Source organism: Tepidanaerobacter sp. GT38 (assembly GCF_021991635.1).
Lineage (GTDB): Bacteria > Bacillota > Thermosediminibacteria > Thermosediminibacterales > Tepidanaerobacteraceae > DTU063.
The window spans coordinates 1-8,768 of the sequence record NZ_JAFFJA010000075.1; the positions used below are offsets into that span (position 1 = coordinate 1).

An 8,768-nucleotide genomic window follows, 5' to 3' on the forward strand; every position below is an offset into this window, starting at 1 on the left:
AGACCAACCACCGCATCTTTTGGACTCAAATTTTTATCCATTAAATCTATTTTACCCTTGTTCGGCATCATCTTCAACGTCTTCCATTGACTCCAGCAACCAGCAGAACTCTTTTTCCGGGAAATAAAGCGGCTAACTTCTAAATTCAAAATTCATGATTGAGAAACCCAACATCATTCGGGTTTCCAAAAAAATGTGTCGCATTTAATATTGCAATTTAAGAGAAAATTTTTGTTTTTTATCCTTTCCACTGTTATTGCAATATGAACCAACAGATTCACTAGCGCAACTTCGTTTAATAAAAAATCGTATTTTTTTACTGTCTCAATTAGATATTTTTGAATCGTTATTAAATCAATATCCTTAAAGTATCTTTTATATTTTGTTAAATTGAAGTAGCTATGATTAGTCTCATTGAAGAGCAACTCACTCAATAAACTCCTTTTTTCCTTTTCACTCCCCTCGAGAAATATCTCATCCGATTTTCTGACAACAGACAAATCCCTTCCATACTCTTTTAAAATCTTGTTCAGGCGTTTTAAGTCACTCGCTATTGTAGATTCGCTAACCATTATTTCTTCCGCAAGCTGATAGATATTCAGCCCCCTTTTTTCAAATACCAACTTTTTTAGTAGAAAATTGGCTCTCTCATCAGGATCATTCGGTATGTCAGAATTATCTTCGACCAACATTTTTCTCGCTTTATCATCATCGTTTATCCGATAGCCTTTTCTGTGAGAAATAATGACATTTTCTTCACCTTCTACCAGAGAGTTTATATATGCAATATCATTTCGCACTGTCCTGTCGCTTACTCCCAGTATCACAGCCATCTCATGGCTTTTTACCCAATCTTTCTTTGCCGCAAGATATCTTAATATCGTTTTTTGCCTGGGATTGAGATATACCATCGTAGTTACCTCCTCCCGGTTGGGATGTTTTAAAAGCAACAGCCAAATATTAAAAAAGCGGCACATTCCCCCCTGGCAATGTGCCGCTATATTTTTTTTACAGAGTTTAGCTTTCGTATACGATTTGGCCGTTTATTATAACCAAACAGGGTTTTGACATTATATTAAGAGGATGGCCATTCCATATGACCACATCGGCGTCCTTGCCCTTTTCCAGGCTGCCCACCCGGTCAGCGATCCCCAATATTTCTGCCGCATTTATAGTAATGGCAGCAAGAGCTGCTTCTTCTTTCATGCCCTCCCTCACTGCCAGTGCTGCACAAACTGGCAGGTACTGGATGGGTATGACAGGGTGGTCTGTCATTATGGCAACCTTCACACCTTTTTGGGCCAGAATGCCAGGTGTTTTAAAACTTAAATTTTTAAGCTCCACTTTAGAGCGGGATGTAAGGGATGGACCCACTATTGCAGGAATGCCCAGTTGAGCCAGCTCATCGGCAATGAGATGTCCTTCGGTGCAGTGTTCTATGACAATGTCCAAATCAAATTCTTTGGCAATCCTTAAAGCTGTCATAATATCATCGGCTCTATGGGCATGAGCTCTCAAAGGCAGCTTTTTGTCCAGCACATCACATAAGATCTCCATTTTAAGGTCCCGTTCAAATACTTCCTCTGGATTGTTACAGCACTTTTCCCGCTTTGCCTTATAGTTTTGAGCTTCTATCAGGGTTTCTCTCAAAAGGGCGGCAGTTGCCATTCTAGTTGCAGGCATTTTTTTCTGATCACCATAAACCCTCTTTGGGTTTTCACCAAAAGCAACCTTTAGGCCGGCAGGCTCTTTTACCACCATATGGTCTACAATTTTTCCATATGTCTTCATGACAACAGATTGACCGCCAACAACATTTGCGCTGCCCGGGCCTGTAAACACACAGGTGATTCCTCCCATAACTGCATCTTCAAAAGCCTTGTCGCCTGGATTTATGGCGTCAATGGCCCTAAGGTGAGGGGTTATAGGCTCTGTCCACTCATTGCCTTCCTCTCCTATCTCTCCTACTGCTTCTTCAAACAAGCCTATATGGCTGTGAGCATCTATAAAGCCGGGAAAAACGTATTTACCTTTAGCATCAACTACTTTGGCATCTTTTGGAACGGCAATATCTTCCCCCACTTCATGTATTTTGCCGTCTTTTATCAGCAGAGTTCCTCCATCAATGACCTTACCAGTCATCGTATATATTTTGCCGTTGGTTATTGCTAGCACCTTATCTCCTCCCAGTCTTAACATCTTTTGCTGCATTTATCATGAATTCAAATAATCGCATATGTATTATATCATCTATAAGGTCTTCAGGATGCCACTGAACACCAAGACAAAAACCTCCAGCCTCTGATTCCATGGCTTCAACAACACCATCAGGTGCTAAGGCGGTGATTTTTAAATTAGGGGCAGGCCTTTCCACTGCCTGATGGTGAAAGCTGTTTACGCAAGTTCGCCCCCTGCCCATTATCTTATATATCAGAGATTCTGTATCTACTATTTCTATTTCGTGACTTTTGTGCCATCGGGGTGCATTCTGCATGTGTTTTATGGGATTTTTAATACTAGAAGAAATGTCCTGACAAAGGGTTCCACCCATGGCTACATTCATCACCTGCAGGCCACGACAAATTCCTAAAATTGGCTTTGACAGTTTAATAAATTCAGCAGCAATGAATAATTCATTTTGGTCCCTTCTGGGACAAACATTGCCAAGGCGTGGATGGGGCAATTGATTATAATAAGACGGGTCAATATCGGGCCCTCCCGATAATATTATCCCGTCTAGTTTCTGCACCATGGCATTTAAAGCATTTTTATCCTCAAGAGGCGGTACAGCCACCGGTATTCCCCCCGCCCGTTCCACGGCAGTTACATACTTTTCCCCTAATTTTGCCGTTCTGTTCTCATAGTCCAGGGACATGGTAATACCTATTAATGGCCTCATGAGTTTTCCTCCTCATCAGAGCACCTGTATTGCCACCTTGGATATTTCGGGGTCAAACTGGCTTCCTGCATTTTCAGCTAAGACTTCTTTTGCTTCATCTTTGCTTTTGATTTTTTGATATGGCCTTAAAGAAGTCATGGCATCAAAGGCATCAGCCACTGACATTATGCGAGCTCCCAGTGGAATATTTTGTCCCGATGCACCATCGGGATAGCCTCTGCCGTCATATCTCTCATGATGGCCTCCTGCTATTCTCACAAGATCTTTCAGTTCACTTACCATACTTATAATCTCCATTGTATACACAGGATGTCTTTTCATGAGTTTGAATTCATCTATTGTGAGGGCAGCAGGCTTATCTAAAATGTGTTTTGGGATAGCTACTTTTCCTGCATCATGTAAATAAGCAGCTATTTCAAATCTTTCTGCTTCACCTTCCGATAACCCCATTGCTTTGGCCAGTTGATATGTATAATTTGCTACCCGCTCAGAGTGCCCTGCTGTATAGCTGTGTTTAGCGTCAATAACTTGAGCAAAAATTTTGACCACTTTTCTTAAATCATTATTACAAGATGATAAATCAACAGGAGGTAAGGAGCTAATAATTTGCGGCACCATCTCTGAAACTTTGGTATCATCAATTATTTCTTCAAAGAAACTGCCGCTTTCTAAAGTGTAAATCATCAATTCGAACATTAAGTCCGAAAACTCAGAGCCCCTTCGGCTAGCAAGTATTGTTTTAATGTCATTTAAGTCTAGAGGCGGTCTGACCCGAGCTAATATGTCAAATGTATCCGCGATCCTTAAAATTTGACCGCCTAAATTTATGTTATTGCCTTTAAGACCTCTAGGATAGCCTCCACCATCCCAATGTTCGTGATGATCCATTATCATATCGGCAGCCAATGAAAGGGGGCCTATTTCTCTCGCAATTTGAGCCCCTTTTCTGCCATGATTAAACAATATGGGATTTTTAAAGTGCTCTTTTATATCCGTATAATGAGTAACGTGGTCTGGTAAAGAGATTGCACCTATGTCGTGCAGTAATCCGGCATAAAATATCTGAGTTCTATACTCCGGCAGTATTTCTTGAGACATTCTTTCAGCTAAAATCGCTACTCGCCATGCGTGGTAAAGCTTTCTACTTTCGTCAAGATCCATCATTAGGGATAGTGCAGTCATAAGCTCTGAAAAGAATCGCGCTTTTACTTTCATATCTGTCCTCCAAAGACTATCTTAATCACCCTTTTATATATTCTAAAAAATATCCAATAATCCTTCTTTTTTGGAGAAATTGTAGTTTATTGCAAAAAAATAGGGCTCCCTCTTTAATTAGAGGAAGCCCAGAATTAAGTTATTATTAATATTCAACAAGACCTAAACTAATTTTTAGAGCTTCATCAACTTTTTCCATTATATCCTGATCCAGTATCGCTATTTTTTCTTTTAATCTTCGCTTGTCGATGGTCCTTAGCTGCTCAAGTAAAATTACCGAATCTTTTTCAAGACCGTAATCTGTACTCTTAAGTTCCACATGGGTAGGAAGTTTTGCTTTATCTATTTGCGAGGTAATAGCAGCAATAATAACAGTGGGGCTGTATTTATTCCCCACATCATTTTGCACAACTAATACCGGTCTGATTCCCCCCTGTTCTGAACCAACTACCGGATTTAGGTCTGCGTAAAATATATCACCACGCCTAACCAGCACATTATTCACACTCCGAAAGTCTTGATTCGTATAATATAAAGTCTTTAATATCCTCACATATCCCCATTTCTGCAAAATTAACATTTATTTCGGCCATCTTAATATACCCGATTTTTAGTTGTTCCCTAACTCTTAGCTTTTCCATTTCTTTTATATATAATTTCATTGCATCGCGAATAAGTTCACTTCGGTTTTTATTTTCAAGAGCAACAAAATAATCTACTTGTTGTAATAAATTATCGGGTATACTTACAACAATACGTTTCAACTCGGCCACGCCGGCACCCCCTAGTTTATTAAGCAACAACATGTACTCATTATTATATAGAGGTCAATATAATTATGTCAAATAAACAAGAAAAATATACCTATTTTACCAAAAGGTTTATCACCTTTTGGACCCTTCCACCTTTTATATATACTCTGGGCACCCTTTTAGATATGCCACATACAACTTCATAATTGATAGTCCCCATAAGTTCAGCTATTTCTTCAGCAGATATCCTATTGTTACCGTCTGCTCCCAGGAGGACAGCTTCATCTCCAATAGATACACCCCCTTGGATGTCGGTAACGTCCACCATGCACTGGTCCATACAAACGCGCCCTACTACCGGGGCTCTTTGACCATTTATCAAGACTTGTGCCCTTGATGATAAAAGCCTTGAATAGCCGTCAGCGTAACCCACCGGTAATGTGGCAATAATGCTTTGCCTTTGTGTGATATAAGTTCCGCCGTAACTTATTGGCTTTCCCTTTGGTAGAACTTTCACATTTGAAACCCTGGTCTTAAAACTCATTACAGGTTTTAAGGAAATCAGGTTTTTGTCTATTTCATCGGAAGGATACAAACCATAAAGAATGATGCCCGGTCGAACCATATCCAGATGGGTTTCGGGATATTGTAGGACACCTGCACTGTTTGCCACATGTTTTATGGGTATTTTATAGCCGGCCTCTTCAATGGCTTTAACTATCCCTGTAAAAATTTGAAACTGCTCATTAGTAAAGTGCCTATCCCTTTCATCTGCTCGTGCAAAATGGGTGAAAATACCCTCTATTTCAAGACCTCGCAAGGAAAATAGTTCCCTAAATTCAGCAGTTGTGCAAGCTTCCGGGCAAAAACCAATGCGGTTCATGCCAGTATCAATTTTTATATGAACTTTAGCTTTTTTATTTCGCTTTAGCGCACAATCGGACAGTATAGCCGCAGACATAAAATTGTAGACAGTCTGGGTTATATCATACTCTAATATTTTATCAAATTGATTTTCCGGTGTAAAACCCAAAATAAGGATGGGAGTTGTTATACCATTCTTTCGCAGTTCGATGGCTTCATCCAAAAAAGCAACACTGAGATAAGATGCTCCGCAAGCTATGGCTTCTTTCGCAACTTCCACAGCTCCGTGCCCATATGCGTCAGCTTTTACTACAGCACATAACTTGGTAGCTGAAGAAATAATTTTCTTTAGCTCCAGTATGTTGTGCCTTAGATTATCCAAATTAATCTCAACCCAAGTAGGACGAATATCACCAAGATTTGTTGTCATCACACTGCACCTTCATTTTATTAACAGCTTTAGGCAGAAAATCAATGATGTCTGTAGCCATAAGACAAATTTGCTCCTGCTCCTTGGCAGACAAATCTCCTGCTAAGCCGTGTAGGTATACCCCCACTGCCGCAGCTTCATAAGGCTTCATGCTGCGGGCCAAAAAGGCTCCAATCATGCCTGAAAGCACATCGCCACTGCCACCAGTAGCCATACCTATATTGCCTGTAGGATTGATCATAAGTTTTCCATCTGAAGTGGCAATTAAAGTCCTCGCACCTTTTAATACAGCAGTACAGCTAAACTTTTCAGCAGCTGTTTTTACCGTCCCAATTCGATCTGTTTGTACTTCAGACACTGTTGTTGATAAAAGCCTTGCCATCTCGCCGGGGTGCGGGGTAATAATAATCGGTGCCTTGGCTTTTTTAAAAATAGCCGGAGATTCTGCCATTGCATTTAACCCGTCTGCATCCACCACCATGGGCACAGTGCACTCCAAAATAAATTGACTTACAAACTCTGCTGTCTCATAGTCTGTGGAAAGGCCGGGTCCTAAAACTACTGCATCGCATTTACTTGCAAAACTTAAAGCCTTTTCTATTGCGCCTTTGCCTATACTGCGGCTAGACGTCTCAGGCAGGGGCAGCGTCATAGCTTCCGTTACTTTAACTTCTAAAATGTCATTTAGGCTTTCGGGAATGCCTATTGTCACAAGCCCTGCACCACTTCTAACCGCAGCGGTCGAAGACAGTGTTGCCGCTCCTGTCATGCCAACAGATCCGGCGATGATAAAAACCCTGCCGAAGGTACCTTTGTGTGCATCAGGAGGAGCCGCCTTAAAACACCCCCTTACCCAACTCAAATCTAACAATTGGGCCTCTGCATTAATTGCCTCTACTAATTTTACGGGCATTCCTATGTCTGCGGTAATCAGCTCTCCCACATATTCTGCCCCTGGATAAAGCAATAGACCTATCTTTGGAAGTGCAAGGGTCACCGTTTGATGTGCTTTTACAGCAGTCCCCAGTATCTTGCCTGTACTGCCACAAACACCTGAAGGTATATCTATAGACACTACTGGTATTTCAAGTTGATTTATAACTTCGATAACCGATTTAGCAATACCTTTAACATCGCCCTTTAGTCCCGTACCGAAAATGGCATCTACCAAAACAAAGGCTCCATTTGCTAGGTCTTTTGCCTCATCTAAATCTGCTTGCTCTTTAATTACTTTTATTCGCAGGCCCATATTCCTTATTATTTCTAGATTTATAGCTGCATCGCCGGCTATATTATCAGGATTTGCTATTATAAAAACGATAGTTTCAAAGCCCATGTTGGCAAGATGTCGGGCTGCCACAAAGCCATCGCCGCCATTGTTGCCTTTGCCGCAGAAAAATACAATTTTCCTCGATGCACAATGTTTTTGAGCATTCCACATGTTTTGCACTGCCTGAGCTACCTTAATGCCGGCATTTTCCATTAAGATAACTCCGGGAATTTTATATTTGTCAATAGCCATTTGATCCATCAGCCTCATAGTTGAAGGGCTGACTACTTTCATCTGCCTCACCCCCCAGTGCTACAGCAAAAGCTATAGCATATTCCTTGCAATGTGAAATACTTACAAGGATACCGTTAAAATTTTTTAGTTTAAAAATTTCTCTAGCTTTTCCCGATAAAGCTACAACAGGTTTTCCCGACGCTTGGTTTAAAATTTCTACGTCTTTCCACTTCATATTTCGAAAGCCTGTGCCTAGTGCTTTTACTACTGCCTCCTTGGCTGCATATTTTCCAGCCAAGTGTGTGTAAAAACTTTTTTTGCCTTTAATGTCCTCAAGCTCTTTTAAAGTAAAAAATCTGTTTATAAAGTTTTTTCTTCCACAGGCCTTTTTTATCCGGTCTATTTCAATAATATCTACACCGATTTGCATGACAACCTCACTAAAACTATATGAATTATAATCTAAAAACAGTAAAAAATAATTTAAGAAATATATTCTGTACTACTTTGTCAAATACCTTTTAAACTTAACTTTTAAGAAAAATTTTTTTGACTTTTATTGACCTTTCCTGACCTTCGTGCTATAATAAAATTACTAATAGTAAAATTTGTAAAAGGAGGTAATTTTATGCGGGATAGAGGTTTAATTCCTCGTAAGCGGAGGGGATTGTTGCCAGCGTTCTTCGATTGGCCTTTTGATACCGAAGATCTTTTAGACATGTTTAACCTAAGTCCCGTTAAAGCAGATTTGCGCGAAACGGAAAATGAATATATAGTAGAAGCTGACCTACCCGGATACAAAAAAGAAAACATAGAAATTTTATATGAAGACAATGTCTTGACGATTTCTGCAAAATACGATGAAGTTACTGAAGAAAAAGGAGAAAGCTTCATTCAACGTGAACGTAGACGCGGAAATTATTCACGTTCCATACCCATTCCCAGCAATGTGAAAGATGACGAAATAAGAGCCAGCTTTAACAATGGCGTTTTAAAAGTTATTCTGCCTAAAGTAGAACCTTCAAGGCCCAGCGGAAGAATCATCGATATAGAATAACTCTCAATAATCAGATGCATGAAAACACAAATCATGACCACCCGTAA

The 8,768-nt window shown here is 40.2% G+C and carries 10 protein-coding genes; 1 reads left to right on the forward strand and 9 read right to left on the reverse strand.

Translation table 11 applies throughout. From position 1 onward, the window contains the following. Positions 1 to 173: 173 nt before the first annotated feature. The 9 genes from JT739_RS09890 to acpS all read right to left on the reverse strand — a co-directional run bounded on the left by JT739_RS09890 (position 174) and on the right by acpS (position 8,094). On the reverse strand, positions 174 to 911 hold the full coding sequence (locus tag JT739_RS09890; RefSeq protein ID WP_237660954.1) for an HTH domain-containing protein: 738 nt from the start codon (positions 909 to 911) through the stop codon (positions 174 to 176). Between the two features lie 106 nt (positions 912 to 1,017). Then, positions 1,018 to 2,175, reverse strand: coding sequence for an amidohydrolase (locus JT739_RS09895; RefSeq protein ID WP_237660955.1), 1,158 nt, complete (start codon positions 2,173 to 2,175; stop codon positions 1,018 to 1,020). 1 nt (position 2,176) lies between these two features. Further along, positions 2,177 to 2,899 (reverse strand): gamma-glutamyl-gamma-aminobutyrate hydrolase family protein, encoded by a 723-nt coding sequence (locus tag JT739_RS09900; protein WP_237660956.1) that lies wholly within the window; start codon positions 2,897 to 2,899, stop codon positions 2,177 to 2,179. Positions 2,900 to 2,914: 15 nt separating this feature from the next. Further along, positions 2,915 to 4,114: an HD-GYP domain-containing protein gene (locus tag JT739_RS09905; RefSeq protein WP_237660957.1), complete on the reverse strand. Its 1,200-nt coding sequence runs from the start codon at positions 4,112 to 4,114 to the stop codon at positions 2,915 to 2,917. Between the two features lie 145 nt (positions 4,115 to 4,259). Next, on the reverse strand, positions 4,260 to 4,610 hold the full coding sequence (locus tag JT739_RS09910; protein WP_237660958.1) for a type II toxin-antitoxin system PemK/MazF family toxin: 351 nt from the start codon (positions 4,608 to 4,610) through the stop codon (positions 4,260 to 4,262). Position 4,611: 1 nt separating this feature from the next. After that, on the reverse strand, positions 4,612 to 4,887 hold the full coding sequence (locus JT739_RS09915) for a ribbon-helix-helix protein, CopG family (RefSeq protein WP_237660959.1): 276 nt from the start codon (positions 4,885 to 4,887) through the stop codon (positions 4,612 to 4,614). A gap of 91 nt (positions 4,888 to 4,978) precedes the next feature. Then, on the reverse strand, positions 4,979 to 6,160 hold the full coding sequence (alr, locus tag JT739_RS09920) for an alanine racemase (protein WP_237660960.1): 1,182 nt from the start codon (positions 6,158 to 6,160) through the stop codon (positions 4,979 to 4,981). Next, positions 6,141 to 7,724 carry an NAD(P)H-hydrate dehydratase gene (locus JT739_RS09925; RefSeq protein ID WP_237660961.1) on the reverse strand — a complete coding sequence of 528 codons (1,584 nt, stop codon included), beginning with the start codon at positions 7,722 to 7,724 and terminating at the stop codon, positions 6,141 to 6,143. The genes alr and JT739_RS09925 overlap by 20 nt, the downstream gene beginning before the upstream one ends. Further along, entirely contained in the window at positions 7,672 to 8,094 is a 423-nt protein-coding gene (gene acpS, locus JT739_RS09930) for a holo-ACP synthase (RefSeq protein ID WP_237660962.1), read from the reverse strand. Before acpS ends, JT739_RS09925 begins: the two co-directional genes overlap by 53 nt. Before the next feature lie 198 nt (positions 8,095 to 8,292). Between acpS and JT739_RS09935 the strand changes: the two genes are divergently transcribed. Beyond that, positions 8,293 to 8,721, forward strand: coding sequence for an Hsp20/alpha crystallin family protein (locus JT739_RS09935; RefSeq protein WP_237660963.1), 429 nt, complete (start codon positions 8,293 to 8,295; stop codon positions 8,719 to 8,721). Positions 8,722 to 8,768: the final 47 nt, after the last annotated feature.

What these genes read in the sequence shown, in the direction of transcription:
- JT739_RS09890 (WP_237660954.1), bottom strand. Translation starts at nt 911, where the DNA reads ATGGTATATCTCAATCCCAGGCAAAAAACGATATTAAGATATCTTGCG.
- JT739_RS09900 (WP_237660956.1), bottom strand. Translation starts at nt 2,899, where the DNA reads ATGAGGCCATTAATAGGTATTACCATGTCCCTGGACTATGAGAACAGA.
- JT739_RS09905 (WP_237660957.1), bottom strand. Translation starts at nt 4,114, where the DNA reads ATGAAAGTAAAAGCGCGATTCTTTTCAGAGCTTATGACTGCACTATCC.
- alr (WP_237660960.1), bottom strand. Translation starts at nt 6,160, where the DNA reads ATGACAACAAATCTTGGTGATATTCGTCCTACTTGGGTTGAGATTAAT.
- JT739_RS09925 (WP_237660961.1), bottom strand. Translation starts at nt 7,724, where the DNA reads ATGAAAGTAGTCAGCCCTTCAACTATGAGGCTGATGGATCAAATGGCT.
- acpS (WP_237660962.1), bottom strand. Translation starts at nt 8,094, where the DNA reads ATGCAAATCGGTGTAGATATTATTGAAATAGACCGGATAAAAAAGGCC.
- JT739_RS09935 (WP_237660963.1), top strand. Translation starts at nt 8,293, where the DNA reads ATGCGGGATAGAGGTTTAATTCCTCGTAAGCGGAGGGGATTGTTGCCA.